Annotated in this window: 17 protein-coding genes and 1 pseudogene; 11 read left to right on the top strand and 7 right to left on the bottom strand. The window is 60.5% G+C overall.

What is annotated here, in order from left to right; all coding sequences use genetic code 11:
• Nucleotides 1-139: 139 nt before the first annotated feature.
• A complete protein-coding gene (locus tag J3P96_RS00840; RefSeq protein ID WP_434570917.1) occupies nt 140-1633 on the bottom strand; it encodes an aldehyde dehydrogenase in 1494 nt (497 codons plus the stop codon).
• A 231-nt stretch (nt 1634-1864) separates the two neighbouring features.
• Between J3P96_RS00840 and J3P96_RS00835 the strand changes: the two genes are divergently transcribed.
• Together J3P96_RS00835 and J3P96_RS00830 are read left to right on the top strand one after the other, a co-directional pair.
• Nucleotides 1865-2227: a cupin domain-containing protein gene (locus J3P96_RS00835; protein WP_434654722.1), complete on the top strand. Its 363-nt coding sequence runs from the start codon at nt 1865-1867 to the stop codon at nt 2225-2227.
• Between the two features lie 105 nt (nt 2228-2332).
• On the top strand, nt 2333-2644 hold the full coding sequence (locus J3P96_RS00830; protein ID WP_434654720.1) for a hypothetical protein: 312 nt from the start codon (nt 2333-2335) through the stop codon (nt 2642-2644).
• A gap of 101 nt (nt 2645-2745) precedes the next feature.
• Here J3P96_RS00830 and rpmG read toward each other — a convergent pair whose 3' ends face one another.
• Together rpmG and rpmB are read right to left on the bottom strand one after the other, a co-directional pair.
• A complete protein-coding gene (gene rpmG / locus J3P96_RS00825; protein ID WP_003177274.1) occupies nt 2746-2901 on the bottom strand; it encodes a 50S ribosomal protein L33 in 156 nt (51 codons plus the stop codon).
• Between the two features lie 11 nt (nt 2902-2912).
• On the bottom strand, nt 2913-3146 hold the full coding sequence (gene rpmB / locus J3P96_RS00820) for a 50S ribosomal protein L28 (protein WP_003177273.1): 234 nt from the start codon (nt 3144-3146) through the stop codon (nt 2913-2915).
• Between the two features lie 447 nt (nt 3147-3593).
• On the opposite strand from rpmB, the gene J3P96_RS00815 reads away from it, so the two are divergent.
• The gene (locus J3P96_RS00815; RefSeq protein WP_434654718.1) at nt 3594-5180 is read left to right on the top strand and encodes an ABC transporter substrate-binding protein; all 1587 of its coding nucleotides are present in this window, start codon (nt 3594-3596) and stop codon (nt 5178-5180) included.
• 135 nt (nt 5181-5315) lie between these two features.
• On the opposite strand, the gene radC is transcribed toward J3P96_RS00815, so the two are convergent.
• Nucleotides 5316-5990 (bottom strand): RadC family protein, encoded by a 675-nt coding sequence (radC, locus tag J3P96_RS00810; RefSeq protein WP_434627101.1) that lies wholly within the window; start codon nt 5988-5990, stop codon nt 5316-5318.
• A 144-nt stretch (nt 5991-6134) separates the two neighbouring features.
• Here radC and coaBC point away from each other — a divergent pair, with 144 nt between their 5' ends.
• From coaBC to argB, 4 genes and pseudogenes are all read left to right on the top strand, one after another.
• Nucleotides 6135-7343 (top strand): bifunctional phosphopantothenoylcysteine decarboxylase/phosphopantothenate--cysteine ligase CoaBC, encoded by a 1209-nt coding sequence (gene coaBC / locus J3P96_RS00805; protein ID WP_305497916.1) that lies wholly within the window; start codon nt 6135-6137, stop codon nt 7341-7343.
• Nucleotides 7344-7348: 5 nt separating this feature from the next.
• Nucleotides 7349-7804, top strand: a complete 456-nt coding sequence (dut, locus tag J3P96_RS00800) for a dUTP diphosphatase (RefSeq protein WP_434654716.1) — start codon at nt 7349-7351, stop codon at nt 7802-7804.
• A 248-nt stretch (nt 7805-8052) separates the two neighbouring features.
• Nucleotides 8053-9459 (top strand): annotated as a pseudogene (locus tag J3P96_RS00795) (phosphomannomutase/phosphoglucomutase); the annotation flags it as partial.
• Between the two features lie 23 nt (nt 9460-9482).
• Nucleotides 9483-10388 carry an acetylglutamate kinase gene (gene argB / locus J3P96_RS00790; RefSeq protein WP_305497915.1) on the top strand — a complete coding sequence of 302 codons (906 nt, stop codon included), beginning with the start codon at nt 9483-9485 and terminating at the stop codon, nt 10386-10388.
• Nucleotides 10389-10581: 193 nt separating this feature from the next.
• Here argB and pyrE read toward each other — a convergent pair whose 3' ends face one another.
• Nucleotides 10582-11226 (bottom strand): orotate phosphoribosyltransferase, encoded by a 645-nt coding sequence (gene pyrE, locus J3P96_RS00785; RefSeq protein ID WP_434654714.1) that lies wholly within the window; start codon nt 11224-11226, stop codon nt 10582-10584.
• 82 nt (nt 11227-11308) lie between these two features.
• On the opposite strand from pyrE, the gene J3P96_RS00780 reads away from it, so the two are divergent.
• A complete protein-coding gene (locus J3P96_RS00780) occupies nt 11309-12088 on the top strand; it encodes an exodeoxyribonuclease III (protein WP_013694557.1) in 780 nt (259 codons plus the stop codon).
• Nucleotides 12089-12265: 177 nt separating this feature from the next.
• On the opposite strand, the gene J3P96_RS00775 is transcribed toward J3P96_RS00780, so the two are convergent.
• Nucleotides 12266-12634 (bottom strand): DUF4870 domain-containing protein, encoded by a 369-nt coding sequence (locus J3P96_RS00775; protein ID WP_434570906.1) that lies wholly within the window; start codon nt 12632-12634, stop codon nt 12266-12268.
• A gap of 30 nt (nt 12635-12664) precedes the next feature.
• Entirely contained in the window at nt 12665-13387 is a 723-nt protein-coding gene (rph, locus tag J3P96_RS00770) for a ribonuclease PH (RefSeq protein ID WP_434570905.1), read from the bottom strand.
• Between the two features lie 264 nt (nt 13388-13651).
• Here rph and J3P96_RS00765 point away from each other — a divergent pair, with 264 nt between their 5' ends.
• The 3 genes from J3P96_RS00765 (at nt 13652) to rpoZ (ending at nt 15579) form a co-directional block, all read left to right on the top strand.
• Nucleotides 13652-14515 carry a YicC/YloC family endoribonuclease gene (locus J3P96_RS00765; protein WP_434654712.1) on the top strand — a complete coding sequence of 288 codons (864 nt, stop codon included), beginning with the start codon at nt 13652-13654 and terminating at the stop codon, nt 14513-14515.
• A 12-nt stretch (nt 14516-14527) separates the two neighbouring features.
• Nucleotides 14528-15148, top strand: a complete 621-nt coding sequence (gene gmk / locus J3P96_RS00760; RefSeq protein ID WP_305497909.1) for a guanylate kinase — start codon at nt 14528-14530, stop codon at nt 15146-15148.
• Between the two features lie 167 nt (nt 15149-15315).
• Nucleotides 15316-15579 carry a DNA-directed RNA polymerase subunit omega gene (rpoZ, locus tag J3P96_RS00755; protein ID WP_003177259.1) on the top strand — a complete coding sequence of 88 codons (264 nt, stop codon included), beginning with the start codon at nt 15316-15318 and terminating at the stop codon, nt 15577-15579.
• Nucleotides 15580-15632: the final 53 nt, after the last annotated feature.

Below are 15632 nucleotides of genomic sequence, written 5' to 3'. Positions count from 1 at the left end.
CAAAACAATGTGGGAGCGAGCCTGCTCGCGATGACGATGCAACATTCAACAAAATCGTCGATTGTCATACCGCTTTCGCGAGCAGGCTCGCTCCCACAGGGGATGTTTGTCGACCGCCAGCTCCGCTCGTACAGAAGGATCAGAGCTTGATCCAGGTCGCCTTCAGTTCGGTGTACTTGTCGAACGCATGCAGCGACTTGTCACGGCCGTTGCCCGACTGCTTGAAGCCACCGAACGGTGCGGTCATGTCGCCACCGTCATATTGGTTGACCCATACGCTGCCGGCGCGCAAGGCCTTGGCGGTCAGGTGAGCCTTGGAGATGTCCTTGGTCCACACTGCCGCAGCCAAGCCGTACGGGGTGTCGTTGGCGATCTGGACGGCCTCTTCGGCACTGTCGAAGGCGATGACCGACAACACCGGCCCGAAGATTTCTTCCTGGGCGATTTTCATCGCGTTGCTCACGCCATCGAAAATCGTCGGCTCGACGTAGGTGCCGCCGGTTTCCTGGAGAATCCGCTTGCCACCCGCGACCAGCTTGGCGCCGTCGCTGTGACCGGCTTCGATGTAGGACAGCACGGTATTCATCTGTTGGGTATCGACCAGGGCACCGACATTGGTCGCTGGATCCAGTGGATTGCCAGGTTTCCAGCCCTTGAGAGCCTCGATCACCAGCGGCAGGAACGTGTCCTTGATCGAACGCTCCACCAGCAGGCGCGAGCCCGCCGTGCAGACTTCGCCCTGGTTGAAGGCGATGGCACTGGCGGCAGCTTCGGCGGCGGCCTGCAGGTCCGGAGCATCGGCAAATACGATGTTCGGGCTCTTGCCACCCGCCTCCAGCCAGACGCGCTTCATGTTCGACTCGCCGGAATAGATCATCAGTTGCTTGGCGATCTTGGTGGAACCGGTGAACACCAGCGTATCGACATCCATGTGCAAGGCCAGGGCCTTGCCGACCGTGTGGCCATAGCCTGGCAGCACGTTCAGCACGCCTTTGGGGATGCCGGCCTCGATGGCCAGCGCGGCGATACGAATGGCGGTCAGCGGGGATTTTTCCGACGGCTTGAGCACTACCGAGTTGCCGGTGGACAACGCCGGGCCGAGCTTCCAGCAGGCCATCATCAACGGGAAGTTCCACGGAACGATGGCACCGACCACGCCGACCGGTTCCCGGGTGACCAGGCCCAGTTGGTCATGCGGGGTGGCGGCCACTTCATCGTAGAGCTTGTCGATGGCTTCACCGCTCCAGCTCAGCGCCTGCGCCGCGCCTGGAACGTCAATATTCAAGGAATCGCTGATCGGCTTGCCCATGTCCAGGGTTTCCAGCAAGGCCAGCTCTTCGGCGTGCTGCTTGAGCAGGCCGGCAAAACGAATCATGGTGGCTTTGCGCTTGCTCGGCGCCAGGCGCGACCAGGCGCCAGAGTTGAATGTCGCGCGGGCGTTTTCGACGGCGCGCTGGGCGTCGGCCACGTCGCAACTGGCGATCTTGCCCAACAGGCGGCCGTCGACCGGGCTGAGGCAATCGAAGGTCTCGCCGGACACTGCATCGGTGTATTCGCCATTGATGAAGGCGCGGCCTTCGATCTTCAGGTCGCGGGCGCGCTGTTCCCAGTCGGCACGAGTCAGGGTGGTCATGCGAGTGTCCTCCTCTTGTTTGGGTACGAACGCCACGCTATGCGTAGCGTTCAAGAATTCTGCCTTGCCGATGTGTATTCGGCACAAGGCCCCCGCCACCCTAAACCAGCGACCGGGGATGTTTCAATATATTTGACAGAAAACCAGCAAACGGCCTTGTGATGTTCGTTTTAATAAACATAGACTTTTGCTCCTCCAGCCATCCGCGCCGCAAGCACCGAGGGTAACCGCATGAGCATCCAGGACATCGTCGATTTCAGCCAGGCCCATACCACCGCCGACCGCTATCGACCGGACCCGGTCAAGGTACTTAAAGGTGATCCCGAGCAAGCGGTGTTCAATCATTACAGCAGTCCTTGCGGACAGATGAATGCGGGGGTGTGGGAAGGCGCGGTGGGCCAGTGGACGGTCAACTATACGGAGCACGAATACTGCGAAATCGTCCAGGGTGTTTCGGTGCTGCGGGACAATGAAGGCAATGCCAAGACACTTCGAGCGGGCGATCGCTTTGTAATTCCGGCCGGATTCCAAGGAACTTGGGAAGTGCTGGAGGCGTGCCGCAAGATTTATGTAGTGTTTGAGAAACAGGAATGAATCAAACGCTTACACAGTACGATATACATGGCCGCCACCCTCCTGTAATTATATCCGGGCGCCTCAATGAGGAGGCGCTGATTATAAATTATGCCAGGAGGCAACATGGCCAAAAAAAAAGCTACTACACCGCGGATCGCAGCATTGGCTGCCCTGCTGACACTAAACATTGGAGCGCTTGAAGCAATTGCCAACGAGATCCACCCTTCAGGCGTATGCACGGCTAATTTTGCTTTCAACTCCCTGCTGCCGATGAAGGTAGACGCGCAATTTCTGCACGACATGCAAGCCTATTCGGGAGCCAAGATCGTACGCCATATACGCTCAGGCGAAGCCTACACCATGGACTATCGCGATGATCGGCTCTACGTCTTCAGCGACAAGGAAAACTTTTATACCGGTCACAAGTGTGGCTGATTAATTATCAGGCAACGTTGTAAACGGTCAGGATTTCAGCCCTGAAAGAAAAAGGCCCGTATCTCGCGATACGGGCCTTTTTCGTTAGAAGAGAAAATCAATTACTTGATTTTGCCTTCCTTGTAGATCACGTGCTTGCGAACAACCGGATCATATTTCTTGATCTCGATTTTGTCCGGGGTAGTACGCTTGTTCTTGTCGGTAGTGTAGAAGTGACCAGTACCGGCGCTCGAGATCAAACGAATCAATTCACGCATGATTAGCTCCCTTAAACCTTGCCATCGCGACGAAGTTCGGCCAGCACGACACTGATGCCACGCTTGTCGATGATGCGCATGCCTTTGGCAGATACGCGCAGACGCACAAAACGTTTCTCTTCTTCAACCCAGAAGCGGTGATGCTGCAGGTTCGGCAGGAAACGACGACGGGTTTTGTTGTTTGCGTGGGAAATGTTATTCCCAGTCACCGGACCCTTACCGGTAACTTGACAGACTCTCGACATGCCTCAGCCCTCTAAAACCACATGCCCAACCCGGCATGGGTTGGCCGCTTAATCTCTCAGTCATTTGGCGCCAGGCGCCGCGTTTCTTTAAGGGTCTTACCGGCTACACCTACAGTGAAGGAACCGGGCCCCTAGAAAAGAGCGCTGCTTTATACCAGAAAGACCCAGGCACAACAACAGCCGGTGTGATTTGTCTTTACTGGAAACCCTCGATCAACAGCCTCAGGCGGCTGCGGCAAGGGCCCGCGATGCCCTGACCGCTCGTCGCGGCGCGCAGGTTTTTTTCATTCATTGGCGAGCTCGCGCCCTGAGCACGTCTCGCGAAGCGCTGCAAAGAGTGCCGGAAAATGCAAAAAGGGGATAGTCATTTGCAGGCGAGCCCACTAGGGTAGACCTTTTCCAGACTGCACTCGCAGATGGGCCTCCGACCTGCACAGGAAATCAATCATGCGCCTCGCTGCCCTACCGCTGTTGCTCGCCCCTCTGCTACTCACTCCGCTGGCCCAGGCCGCCGCCCTGAGCGTGTGTACCGAGGCCAGCCCGGAAGGGTTCGATGTCGTCCAGTACAACTCCCTGACCACTACCAACGCTTCGGCCGACGTGCTGATGAACCGCCTGGTCGATTTCGACACCGCCAGCGGCAAGGTGGTGGCCAGCTTGGCCGAGAGCTGGGAAGTTTCGCCCGATGGCCTGAGTTATGTCTTCAAGTTGCGCCCCAAGGTCAGGTTTCACCACACCGACTACTTCACACCGCGTCGCGACCTGACGGCCGAAGACGTCAAGTTCAGCTTCGAGCGCATGCTGGACCCGGCCAACCCTTGGCACAAGGTCGCCCAGAGCGGCTTCCCCCACGCCCAATCCATGCAACTGCCGGCGCTGATTACAAAAATCGATGCCCTGGACCCGTTGACAGTGCGCTTCACCCTCGACCATGCCGATTCGACCTTCCTGGCGACGTTGAGCATGGGTTTCGCATCGATCTATTCGGCTGAATATGCCGACCAGTTGATGAAGGCCGGCAAGCCGGAGCAACTCAACAGCCAGCCCATCGGCACCGGCCCGTTCATTTTCAACCGATTCCAGAAAGATGCCTCGATTCGCTACAAGGCCAACGGGGACTATTTCGGCGGCAAGCCCCAGGTGGACCCGCTGATCTTTGCCATCACGCCAGACGCCAACGTGCGTCTGCAGAAGTTGCGCCGAAATGAATGCCAGATCGCCCTGTCGCCCAAACCGCTGGACGTGCAGGCCGCCCGGCAGGAGCCGACATTGAAGGTGGCGCAGACTGACGCGTTCATGACCGCTTTCCTGGCGATCAACAGCCAGCATCCGCCGCTGGACAAGCCGGAAGTCCGTCAGGCCATCAACCTGGCTTTTGACAAGGCCAGCTACCTCAAGACCGTTTTTGAAGGCACGGCCGAAGCGGCCAACGGCCCTTATCCGCCCAACACCTGGAGCTACGCGAAAAACCTGCCCGGCTATGCCCATGACCCGGCCAAGGCTCGGGAATTGCTGGCCAAGGCCGGTTTGAAGGAAGGCTTCAAGACTACTATCTGGACTCGCCCCTCCGGCAGCCTGCTCAATCCCAATCCGAGCCTCGGCGCGCAGTTGCTGCAATCGGACCTGGCGGAAATTGGCATCCAGGCGGAAATCCGCGTGATCGAATGGGGCGAGCTGATCCGCCGCGCCAAGGCCGGCGAGCACGACCTGCTGTTCATGGGCTGGGCCGGCGACAACGGTGACCCGGACAACTTCCTCACGCCGCAGTTTTCCTGCGCGGCGGTCAAGTCCGGGACCAATTTCGCTCGTTACTGCAACCCGGACCTGGACAAACTGATCAGCGCCGGCAAGACCACCAGCGAACAGGGCGTGCGCACCAAGCTCTACGAACAGGCCCAGGCGCAGATCCAGCAGCAGGCCCTCTGGCTGCCCCTGGCGCACCCGACGGCATTCGCGCTGACCCGCAAGGATGTGCAGGGTTATACGGTCAGCCCGTTTGGGCGGCAGGATTACTCCAAGGTCAACCTCAAGTAACCCGGCCCCACAGTAAACCCTGTGGGAGCGAGCTTGCTCGCGATGGCGGCGTATCGGATGACCTCAAACCTGACTGAGCGACCGCTATCGCGAGCAAGCTCGCTCCCACAAGGGCCGCGGTTTGTCAGCCCCTGCCTACATCCACCCACACTCCGCCATCGACAACGGCTCCCCATCGCCGACGATAAAATGGTCGAGCACCCGCACATCGATCAGCTCCAGCGCGTCCTGGAGCCGCTCGGTGAGCATTCGGTCGGCCTGGCTGGGCTCGGTGCTGCCGGAGGGGTGGTTGTGGCACAGGATCACGGCAGCGGCGTTGTGGGCCAGGGCGCGCTTGACCACCTGCCGGGGGTGAACACTGGTGCAGGCGATGGAGCCACGAAAAAGCGCTTCGAACGCCAGCACCTGATGTCGAGAATTGAGAAACAGGCAACCAAAAACCTCATGAGGTTCGTGGCGCAGCATTGACTTGAGATAGTCACGAACGGCCTGCGGGTCTTCCAGCATTGAATTCTGCCGAGTCCGCGCCGCCAAGTGTCGCCGGCCCATTTCGAGCACCGCGCGCAATTGAGCGAATTTCGCCGGACCCAGTCCCATATGACTGCTGAACGTGAGCTGATCAGCCTCAAGCAGCGCCCGCAGGCAGCCAAATTGGGACAACAGATGTCGAGCCAGATCCACCGCACTTTTACCCGACACACCCGTGCGTAAAAATATCGCCAGCAGCTCGGCGTCTGAAAGACTCTCCGCCCCCGACACCAACAATCTCTCCCGTGGCCGCTCGGCCACCGGCCAGTCCCGAATACTCATGGCATCTCCCTGATAATGGGCGCCGCTGTTCCGTAGCGGACGCTGTGATATCTTAGCCCATCTTTTTTGCAGGCGATTTGCACCCAGGCAGGCTGCTGCCGAGGGTTCGCCCTGCACTGACCATTAAAATCGAAAGGCAGGCCTATGCAGCGGCTGTATCGGAAACGCATCGTTCTGGGCGTCGGCGGCGGCATTGCTGCCTACAAGAGCGCCGAGCTGGTTCGCAGGCTTATCGACCAGGGCGCCGAAGTACGGGTCGTCATGACCCGCGGCGGCAGTGAGTTCATCACCCCGCTGACCATGCAGGCCTTGTCCGGGCACCCGGTCCACCTGGATCTGCTCGACCCGGCGGCCGAGGCCGCCATGGGTCATATCGAGCTGGCCAAATGGGCTGACCTGGTGCTGATCGCCCCGGCCACGGCCGACCTGATCGCCCGCCTGGCCCAGGGCATCGCCAACGACCTGCTGACCACCCTCGTACTCGCTACCGACGCCGTAGTCGCCGTGGCGCCGGCCATGAACCAGGCCATGTGGCGCGACCCCGCCACCCAGGCCAACCTGCAACTGCTCGAAAGCCGCGATCTGAAAGTCTTTGGCCCAGCCTCTGGCAGCCAGGCTTGCGGCGATGTCGGCATGGGCCGCATGCTCGAAGCCAACGACCTGGTTCAGTGCGCCGCCGACTGCTTCCAGCGCCAGGCGCTGACCGGCAAGCATGTGCTGATTACCGCCGGCCCGACCCAGGAAAACATCGACCCGGTGCGTTACATCACCAACCACAGCTCGGGAAAAATGGGCTTCGCCCTGGCCGAAGCCGCCGTCGAAGCGGGCGCGCGGGTGACGCTGATCACCGGGCCGGTGCACCTGCCGACCCCGGATCGAGTGACCCGCATCGACGTCGTCAGCGCCCGGGACATGCTTGCGGCCTGTGAGGCCTCGATCCCGTGCGACCTGTTCATCGCCTCGGCGGCGGTGGCGGACTACCGCCCCGAAGTCGTTGCCCCGCAAAAATTGAAGAAAGACCCTACGAGCGGCGACGGTCTGCTCCTGCAAATGGTACGTAACCCGGACATCCTGGCCACCATCGCCACCCGTCCCGACCGTCCATTCAGCGTCGGTTTTGCCGCCGAAACCGAACACCTCCTCGATTACGCCGCGCGCAAGCTCAAGGACAAGAATCTGGACCTGATCGTCGCCAACGACGTCGCCAACCCGAGCATCGGCTTCAACAGCGAAGAGAACGCTTGCAGCGTGATCGACCGCCAGTTGCACGCCACGCTTTTCGCCCAGACCAGCAAGGGCAAGATTGCCCGCCAACTGATCACTTTCATCGCCGAACGGCTGAACCAGGTTTAATTTCAATGCACGCTCTACAAGCCAAGATCCTCGACCCTCGCATCGGCAGTGAATTCCCGCTGCCGCAGTACGCCACGCCGGGCTCAGCCGGCCTCGATCTGCGGGCGATGCTCAAGCAGAACACGATCCTGGAACCGGGCCAGACCCTGCTGATTCCCTCCGGCCTGTCGGTCTACATCGGCGATCCGGGCCTGGCCGCGCTGATTCTGCCGCGCTCGGGCCTGGGCCATAAGCACGGCATCGTGCTGGGCAACCTGGTGGGCCTGATCGACTCCGATTACCAGGGCGAACTGATGGTGTCCTGCTGGAATCGCGGCCAGACCGCTTTCAACATCGCAGTGGGCGAACGCATTGCCCAACTGGTGCTGGTGCCGGTGGTCCAGGCCCATTTCGAATTGGTCGAGGAATTCGACGAGAGCCAGCGCGGCGCCGGCGGTTTCGGTCACTCCGGTAGCCACTGATCCGGCTGCTCGGGCCGGGCAGCAGGCCCGGCCGCTTTATTAAGCTTCTGTTTCAGGACGAAAAATGCGTAACGGCTCGAGGCGACGTTTCCCATCCGGAATCAACGTTTTAGACCGTTCGCGCTGGGGTAACGCTGTCTCATGGCACTTTCCCACCGCGAACTCTCTGTCGAAAACGCCGTCATACCCTTCAGCTTGAGCCTGCCGACGCCCGTCGTCGGCCTGTCCAGTCACTTTCCTGATAGAGCACCCCGCCCATGAACACCCCAGCCGCAATCGCCCCGATCTTCCCTGACAGCATCTTCCGCGCCTACGACATCCGTGGCGTCGTGCCGGAAACCCTGACGGCTGAAACCGCCTACTGGATCGGCCGCGCCATCGGCTCCCAGAGCCTGGCCCAGGGCGAACCGAACGTGAATGTCGGCCGCGACGGTCGCTTGTCCGGCCCGGAGCTGGTCGAGCAGTTGATCAAAGGCGTTGCCGACAGCGGTTGCCACGTCAGCGACGTCGGCCTGGTGCCGACCCCGGCGCTTTATTACGCCGCCAATGTCCTGGCCGGCAAATCCGGCGTGATGCTCACCGGCAGCCACAACCCGTCGAACTACAACGGCTTCAAGATCGTCATCGCCGGCGACACCCTCGCCAACGAGCAGATCCAGGCCCTGCACACCCGCCTCAAGACCAATGACCTGAGCAGCGGCCAGGGCAGCGTGACCAAAGTCGACATCCTCCCGCGCTACAACGACGAAATCGTCAAGGACGTGAAACTGGCCCGTCGCCTGAAAGTAGTGGTCGATTGCGGCAACGGCGCGGCCGGCGTCATCGCCCCGCAACTGATCGAAGCGCTGAACTGCGAAGTCATCCCGTTGTTCTGCGATGTCGACGGCAATTTCCCAAATCACCACCCGGATCCGGGCAAGCTGGAAAATCTTGAGGACCTGATCGCCAAGGTCAAGGAAACCAACGCCGACCTGGGCCTGGCCTTCGACGGCGACGGTGACCGCGTGGGTGTGGTGACCAATACTGGCAGCGTGGTGTTTCCGGACCGCCTGCTGATGCTGTTCGCCAAGGACGTGGTGGCACGCAACCCCGACGCCGAAATCATCTTCGACGTGAAGTGCACCCGTCGCCTGGTGCCGCTGATCAAGGAATATGGCGGTCGCCCACTCATGTGGAAAACCGGCCACTCGCTGATCAAGAAAAAAATGAAACAGAGCGGCGCCCTGCTGGCCGGCGAAATGAGCGGCCATATCTTCTTCAAGGAGCGCTGGTTCGGTTTTGATGACGGCATTTACAGCGCGGCACGCCTGCTGGAGATCCTCAGCAAGGAGAAATCCACCGCCGAAGAGCTGTTCGCGACCTTCCCGAACGATATTTCTACGCCGGAAATCAATATCCATGTGACCGAAGAGAGCAAATTCAGCATCATTGATGCACTGCACGACGCCCAGTGGGGCGAAGGCGCCGAACTGACCACCATCGACGGTGTGCGGGTCGACTACCCACAAGGCTGGGGCCTGGTTCGCGCCTCCAACACCACACCGGTGCTGGTGCTGCGTTTCGAGGCCGACAACGAGGCTGAACTGCAGCGCATCAAGGATGTGTTCCACAGCCAACTCAAGCGTGTTGCACCTGATCTCCAACTACCGTTCTGATTGAATCACCACCGGAGCCCTGAATGACCCTCGAACGCGAAGCCGCCGCCAACACCGCCAAGGTCCTGTCCGAAGCGTTGCCTTACATCCGACGCTACGTCGGCAAGACCCTGGTGATCAAGTACGGCGGCAACGCAATGGAAAGCGAGGAGCTTAAGACCGGCTTCGCCCGCGACATCGTGCTGATGAAGGCGGTGGGCATCAACCCGGTGGTGGTTCACGGCGGTGGTCCGCAAATCGGCGACCTGCTCAAGCGCCTGTCGATCGAAAGCCACTTCATCGACGGCATGCGCGTGACCGATGCGCAGACCATGGATGTGGTGGAGATGGTCCTCGGCGGCCAGGTCAACAAGGACATCGTCAATCTGATCAACCGCCACGGCGGCAGCGCCATCGGCCTGACCGGCAAGGACGCCGAACTGATCCGGGCGAAGAAACTCACCGTAACCCGCCAGACGCCGGAGATGACTCAGCCGGAAATCATCGACATCGGCCAGGTGGGTGAAGTGGTCGGCATCAACACCGATCTGCTGAACCTGCTGGTCAAGGGCGACTTCATTCCGGTCATCGCGCCGATCGGCGTGGGCGCCAACGGCGAGTCGTACAACATCAACGCCGACCTGGTGGCCGGCAAGGTTGCCGAAGCGCTGAAAGCCGAGAAGCTGATGCTGCTGACCAACATCGCCGGCCTGATGGACAAGACCGGCAAGGTCCTGACCGGGTTGTCGACCCAGCAAGTCGATGACTTGATCGCCGATGGCACCATCTACGGCGGCATGCTGCCGAAGATCCGTTGCGCGCTGGAAGCGGTCCAGGGCGGTGTTGGCAGTTCGCTGATCATCGACGGCCGCGTGCCGAATGCGATCCTCCTGGAGATCTTCACCGATACCGGCGTGGGTACGCTGATCAGCAATCGCAAGCGTCATTAAGCGACACCTGTAAAAAAAGACCCCGCTCAATCTGGTTGAGCGGGGTCTTTTTTCATCACTTCTTCAGAAGATGCTTGTGTGGCGAGGGAGCTTGCTCCCGCTGGGCTGCGCAGCGGCCCCCACATTTTGCGGTCGCTGCGCGACCGAGCGGGAGCAAGCTCCCTCGCCACAAGATCAAAACCAGCGGGGCTTTTTAGATGCCGAACTGGGCGCGATAGGCCTCAACCGCCGGCAAATGCTGCTTGAGCTGCGGATCGTCAGCCAAGAACTCCAGCACCTGGTTCAGCGACACAATGCTGATCACCGGGATACCGAAGTCGCGCTCCACTTCCTGGATTGCCGACAGCTCACCATTGCCGCGCTCCTGGCGGTTCAGGGCGATCAGCACGCCGGCAGCCTTGGCGCCTTCCTGGGAAGCGATGATCTGCATCACCTCGCGAATGGCGGTACCGGCGGTGATGACGTCATCGATGATCAGCACTTCGCCGGTCAACGGCGCGCCGACCAGGCTTCCGCCTTCACCGTGAGCCTTGGCTTCCTTGCGGTTGAAGCACCAGGGCAGGTCACGGCCATGGTGCTCGGCCAGGGCGACGGCGGTAGTGGCGGCCAGCGGGATGCCTTTGTAGGCGGGGCCGAACAAGACGTCGAACGGAATGCCGCTTTCAACGATGGCGGCGGCATAGAACCGGCCCAACTGCGCCAGGGCGGTTCCGCTGTTGAACAGGCCGGCGTTGAAGAAGTACGGGCTGGTGCGCCCGGACTTGAGGGTGAATTCACCGAAGCGCAAAACGCCGCGATCGATGGCAAAGCGAATGAAATCGCGCTGATACGCCTGCATGAAAAAAGCCTCAAATACCGCGGATTTAGCTAAATAGGTAGACGGCGTGTATCATACACGCACGTGATTTTTGGGGCCATTTATGCGGATCATCAGTGTGAACGTCAATGGTATTCAGGCTGCAGTGGAGCGTGGTTTGCTCAGTTGGCTGCAAGCACAGAATGCCGACGTCATCTGCCTGCAGGACACCCGCGCCTCCGCCTTTGAACTGGACGATGCAGCCTTCCAACTGGACGGTTACTTCCTTTACGCCTGCGATGCCGAAGTCCCCGCCCAGGGTGGCGTGGCTTTGTACTCGCGGCTGCAACCGAAGGCTGTCATCAACGGTCTCGGTTTCGAGACGGCGGACCGCTACGGGCGCTACCTGCAAGCCGATTTCGACAAGGTCAGCATCGCGACCTTGCTGCTCCCTTCGGGGCAGAACGGCGATGAAGATTTGAATCAGAAATTCAAGTTGATGGACGACTTCGCCCGTTACCTTGATAAACAGCGGCGCAAACGTCGCGAGTACATTTATTGTGGCTCGCTGTACGTGGCGCAACAGAAGCTGGATATCAAGAACTGGCGCGACAGCCAGCAGTCGCCTGGCTTCCTGGCGCCGGAACGGGCCTGGATGGACGAGATCATCGGCAACATGGGTTATGTCGACGCCCTGCGCGAAGTCAGCCGCGAAGGCGACCAGTACAGCTGGTGGCCGGATAACGAGCAGGCCGAGATGCTCAACCTCGGCTGGCGCTTCGACTACCAGTTGCTGACGCCCGGGCTGCGCCGCTTCGTCCGCAGCGCCCGCCTGCCACGCCAGCCGCGCTTCTCGCAGCACGCGCCGCTGATCGTGGACTACGACTGGACGCTGACCATCTAGGTCCTTTTCGTACCCATAAAAAAACCGACAGCAATGTCGGTTTTTTTATGAGCGTTGAAGACCCATTGTGGGAGCGAGCTTGCTCGCGATGGCGGTGGATCATTCAACATCGATGCTGAATGAAAAATCGCTATCGCGAGCAAGCTCGCTCCCACAGGGACAGGCTTTTACTGATCGTTATTTAACCAGCCGCCAGGTAAATGGATACCGATACGGCTGCCCTTCATTGGCCTTCACGCCAGCAATGATGGTCAGCACCAGCGCACCGATCGCCACCAGGCCAAACAGGAAGAAACCAATCACCACGATCATCAGCAGCAAGCTGATCGCCGCGGCGATCGCCACAGTGATCTGGAAGTTCAGCGCTTCCTTGCCCTGGGCATCGATGAACGGGTCGGATTCACGCTTGAGCTGCCAGATGACCAGCGGCCCGATCAGCGAACCGAACGGAATGAAAATGCCCAATAGTGCAGACAGGTGACAAAACATTGCCCACTGCCGCGCTTCTCTGCTCGGCTGGGGCAACAGGACTTGCTCATCACTCATGACACTCTCCTTGTCTGAAGCGCAAAAAAATCAGTCGGCCAACGCGGCCTTTTGCAATTCGAAGATTTCGCCCATGCCTTTCTTCGCCAGCTCCAGCATAGCGGTCAATTCTTCCGGCTGGAACGGCGCGCCCTCGGCGGTGCCCTGGACTTCGATGAAACCGCCGGCGCTGGTCATGACCACGTTCAGGTCGGTCTCGGCAGCGGAGTCCTCCAGGTAATCCAGGTCCAGCACCGGCTCGCCCTGGTACATGCCCACCGACACCGCGGCGATCATTTGCTTGAGCGGATCGCCGCCCTTGAGGCCGCCACGCTTCTTGATCACTTTCAAGGCATCGGCCAGCGCAACCATGGCACCTGTGATGGAGGCGGTGCGGGTGCCGCCGTCAGCCTGGATCACGTCGCAATCAACATACAGCGTCACATCGCCGAGCTTGGACATGTCCAGCGCGGCGCGCAGCGAACGACCGATCAGACGCTGGATTTCCAGGGTCCGTCCGCCCTGCTTGCCACGACTGGCCTCGCGCTGGTTCCGCTCGCCGGTAGCCCGCGGCAGCATGCCGTATTCGGCAGTCAACCAACCCTGGCCCTGGCCCTTGAGGAAACGAGGCACGCCGTTTTCGACGCTGACGGTGCAGATGACCTTGGTATCACCGAACTCCACCAGTACAGATCCCTCGGCGTGTTTGGTGTAGTTGCGGGTAATGCGGATCGAGCGAAGCTGATCGGCAGCGCGACCACTTGGACGTTTCATAGGGAACACCTGTACAGAGGACGGAAAACTGCCGGCATTATAGAGCCGCGAATCGTCATAGGGCAGTTCTAATAAACTGACGCGACGGGTGAACGCACTCAAAGCCCCGCCCGACGGGCTGCAGCGCTTTGTAACCGCAGCTGTTTGGGCGCTTGCGTCCCACTGCGCTACAATCCTGCGCCTTTGCTGCCCTTCGGCATCCACCCACAGATCCCAGGCCCCACAATCAACGGTTGTGGCGAGCCTGCATTGCGAGGAACCCCCATGGTGCACAGCATGACCGCCTTCGCCCGCGTCGAAAAGGCCGGCGCCCAAGGCACGCTGAGCTGGGAGCTGCGCTCGGTCAACAGCCGTTACCTGGAGCCGCACCTGCGCTTGCCCGAGTCCTTCCGCGACCTCGAAGGCGGCGTGCGTGAAGCGCTGCGCCAGTGCCTGTCCCGGGGCAAACTGGAATGCACCCTGCGGTTTACCGAAGAGAGCAGCGGCAAAACCTTGCAAGTGGACCGCGAGCGCGCCGCGCAATTGGTCGCCGCCGCCGAAACCGTCGCCAGCCTGATCAACAATCCCGCCGCCCTGAACCCACTGGAAGTCCTGGCCTGGCCGGGCGTGCTGGTGGGTGACGCGAGCGACCCGCAGGCGCTGAACGCCGAGGCCCTGGCATTGTTCAATCAAGGGCTGAACGAGCTCAAGGCCGGCCGCGAGCGCGAAGGCGCGGAACTGGCCCGACTGATCAACGAGCGCCTGACCTCCATCGAAGAGGACGTCGCCACCCTGCGCGAACTCGTTCCGCAGATGCTCGCCACCCAGCGCCAGAAAGTCCTCGACCGCTTCGCCGACATGAAGGCCGAGCTGGACCCGCAGCGCCTGGAACAGGAAATGGTCATGCTCGCCCAGAAGAGCGACGTGGCCGAAGAACTGGATCGCCTGAGCACCCACATCATTGAAGTCCGCCGGGTGCTCAAGTCCGGTGGCGCGGCCGGCCGTCGCCTCGACTTCCTGATGCAGGAGCTCAACCGCGAAGCCAATACACTGGGCTCCAAAGCCTTCGACCCGCGCAGCACCCAGGCGGCGGTCAACCTCAAGGTGTTGATCGAACAAATGCGCGAACAAGTGCAGAACATTGAGTAAGGCTAACCCGACATGACCCACAGCACTGGCACCCTCTACATCATTTCCGCGCCCTCCGGCGCCGGCAAGACCAGCCTGGTCAAGGCGTTGATCGACGCCGAGCCGCAAATTCGCGTCTCGGTCTCTCACACCACCCGCGCCATGCGTCCTGGTGAAGTGAACGGCGTGAACTATCACTTCGTCGACCGCGAAGAGTTCGTGCGGATGGCCGAGCACGGCGACTTCCTGGAGCGCGCCGAAGTCTTTGGCAATCTCTACGGCACCTCGCAAAGCGTGCTTCAGCAGACCCTGGACGAAGGCCACGACCTGATCCTGGAAATCGACTGGCAAGGCGCCGAGCAGGTGCGCAAATTGATGCCCCAGGCCCGCTCGATCTTCATCCTGCCGCCGAGCCAGCAGGCCTTGCGCCAGCGCCTGACCAACCGTGGCCAGGACAGCGACGAGATCATCGAAGGGCGGATGCGTGAAGCGGTCAGCGAAATGAGCCACTACGTTGACTACGATTACCTGATCATCAACGACGATTTCTCCCACGCGCTGGACGATCTGAAGGCGATTTTCCGCGCCAGCCAGCTCCAGCAGAAACGCCAGCAGCAACGTTTCGGTAAATTACTGGCCGAACTGCTGGGCTGAACAGCCCTTCCCAAAACCGCTGCGACGGCTTTACATTGGTAGTCGCAGCGCGCCGAGGGGTTTGCTCAAAAAATCAGCGCTTCCCTAAACGCTGGTGTTTTTTTAAACTGTCGAGTCCGCTCGCCCAACCGGGCAGCGCGCATATTGCATTCGCTCCGAGGAATACCATGGCCCGCGTAACCGTTGAAGACTGCCTAGAACACGTGGAAAACCGCTTTGAGCTGGTCATGCTCTCTACCAAGCGTGCCCGTCAACTGGCCACCGGTGGCAAAGAGCCGTTGGTCCAGTGGGAAAACGACAAGCCTACCGTGGTAGCGCTGCGTGAAATCGCCGAAGGCCTGATGAGCTACGAGTTCATCGCCAACGCTGAAATCGTTGAAGACGAACCGCTGTTCGCAGCGTTCGAGGACGAGTCCAACGAGGCGGTCTAAGCCTATGCCTGGTCGACGTAGCACGGCGCGGGGTCACAGCAGACGGCAGGAGT

It is taken from the genome of Pseudomonas sp. R3-56 (assembly GCF_051132075.1).
Lineage (GTDB): Bacteria > Pseudomonadota > Gammaproteobacteria > Pseudomonadales > Pseudomonadaceae > Aquipseudomonas.
Note: the sequence above shows the minus strand (reverse complement) of the source record. Positions and strands in the feature narration are given on the sequence as shown.

Excerpts from the sequence above, each read along its gene's own strand:
- J3P96_RS00840 (WP_434570917.1), bottom strand. The coding sequence starts at position 1,633 with ATGACCACCCTGACTCGTGCCGACTGGGAACAGCGCGCCCGCGACCTG.
- J3P96_RS00835 (WP_434654722.1), top strand. The coding sequence starts at position 1,865 with ATGAGCATCCAGGACATCGTCGATTTCAGCCAGGCCCATACCACCGCC.
- J3P96_RS00830 (WP_434654720.1), top strand. The coding sequence starts at position 2,333 with ATGGCCAAAAAAAAAGCTACTACACCGCGGATCGCAGCATTGGCTGCC.
- rpmG (WP_003177274.1), bottom strand. The coding sequence starts at position 2,901 with ATGCGTGAATTGATTCGTTTGATCTCGAGCGCCGGTACTGGTCACTTC.
- rpmB (WP_003177273.1), bottom strand. The coding sequence starts at position 3,146 with ATGTCGAGAGTCTGTCAAGTTACCGGTAAGGGTCCGGTGACTGGGAAT.
- J3P96_RS00815 (WP_434654718.1), top strand. The coding sequence starts at position 3,594 with ATGCGCCTCGCTGCCCTACCGCTGTTGCTCGCCCCTCTGCTACTCACT.
- radC (WP_434627101.1), bottom strand. The coding sequence starts at position 5,990 with ATGAGTATTCGGGACTGGCCGGTGGCCGAGCGGCCACGGGAGAGATTG.
- coaBC (WP_305497916.1), top strand. The coding sequence starts at position 6,135 with ATGCAGCGGCTGTATCGGAAACGCATCGTTCTGGGCGTCGGCGGCGGC.
- dut (WP_434654716.1), top strand. The coding sequence starts at position 7,349 with ATGCACGCTCTACAAGCCAAGATCCTCGACCCTCGCATCGGCAGTGAA.
- argB (WP_305497915.1), top strand. The coding sequence starts at position 9,483 with ATGACCCTCGAACGCGAAGCCGCCGCCAACACCGCCAAGGTCCTGTCC.
- pyrE (WP_434654714.1), bottom strand. The coding sequence starts at position 11,226 with ATGCAGGCGTATCAGCGCGATTTCATTCGCTTTGCCATCGATCGCGGC.
- J3P96_RS00780 (WP_013694557.1), top strand. The coding sequence starts at position 11,309 with ATGCGGATCATCAGTGTGAACGTCAATGGTATTCAGGCTGCAGTGGAG.
- J3P96_RS00775 (WP_434570906.1), bottom strand. The coding sequence starts at position 12,634 with ATGAGTGATGAGCAAGTCCTGTTGCCCCAGCCGAGCAGAGAAGCGCGG.
- rph (WP_434570905.1), bottom strand. The coding sequence starts at position 13,387 with ATGAAACGTCCAAGTGGTCGCGCTGCCGATCAGCTTCGCTCGATCCGC.
- J3P96_RS00765 (WP_434654712.1), top strand. The coding sequence starts at position 13,652 with ATGGTGCACAGCATGACCGCCTTCGCCCGCGTCGAAAAGGCCGGCGCC.
- gmk (WP_305497909.1), top strand. The coding sequence starts at position 14,528 with ATGACCCACAGCACTGGCACCCTCTACATCATTTCCGCGCCCTCCGGC.
- rpoZ (WP_003177259.1), top strand. The coding sequence starts at position 15,316 with ATGGCCCGCGTAACCGTTGAAGACTGCCTAGAACACGTGGAAAACCGC.